1 protein-coding gene is annotated in these 916 nt (G+C 38.9%); it reads left to right on the top strand.

The features are described from left to right. Positions 1-521 (top strand): helix-turn-helix domain-containing protein (locus CLD20_RS19920; RefSeq protein WP_224408427.1); only part of this gene is annotated, 521 nt, incomplete at its 5' end. Between the last annotated feature and the right edge of the window lie 395 nt (positions 522-916).

Below are 916 nucleotides of genomic sequence, written 5' to 3'. Positions count from 1 at the left end.
TGCCTAGAAGAATATTTTGGTCGGAAGTGCTGGCGGTTCGGCAGGTACAATGGTCAGAGCAAGCCGAATTCCTGAAATCCTCGTTTTTGGTATGTTCGGCTTGGCGACATCCCAACACCTGCCGAATTTCGGAAAGCAAGGGGAAAGGGTGGAGATTTTTTGAGTGGTTTTTCTCAAAAAATACTACCCGGCCCTTGCTTGGAGAAAAGCCTTATTGTGATAGGAGGTCTCTAATGATGACTGCAAGGAGATACAGCACCACATGGAAAAAGATTTATGAACTCGGTGCCAGTGATGATGAATTAGATCATGCTTATGCTGAAATGATTGCTACTGCAATTGATGTTCGTGTCAGGAAAGGGATAACTCAAACTGAACTGGCGAAAAGAAGTGGTTTAACAACAAGTATGATTTCAAAAATCGAAAGTCAAAATAGCGTACCGACTATTAAAACATTTTTGAAATATATGCGTGGTTTAGATTTGGATTGGGAGTTTGTTTATAAGCAAAAAAAGCCCTGATTTTGGGGCTTTTTTAAAAGGTTTTTAAACTCGTTGAAAACGAGTTTCTACTTCTGTTCATACATTAGCAACAATGAGATTTTGAAAAATAGGCTTGAAGCCTTGATATAACTAGCGTGAAGCTAGTTTTTTGTGGTAGACAGTAAAAAACCCCTGTGATAAGGTTAAGGTGTCGAATCTTAAACCAAATATTACAGGGGGCTTTCTATGCCTTCTAGGAAGGCGGTTTTCTATTATCATGTACCAAAATAATAACATTGAAACGTCAGAGAAATCAACTACCGAAATTTTGGTAGACAAAACGAAATCGGGAAAAGAAAGAGATTGGAAAGGCAAGAAGAAACGTTCGCTTTTAACAGCAGATCACTTTGAGGTTGCAGGATTACATAGCAAAG

Source organism: Afifella sp. IM 167, assembly GCF_020144925.1.
Classification (GTDB): domain Bacteria; phylum Pseudomonadota; class Alphaproteobacteria; order Rhizobiales; family Afifellaceae; genus Afifella.
Note: the sequence above shows the minus strand (reverse complement) of the source record. Positions and strands in the feature narration are given on the sequence as shown.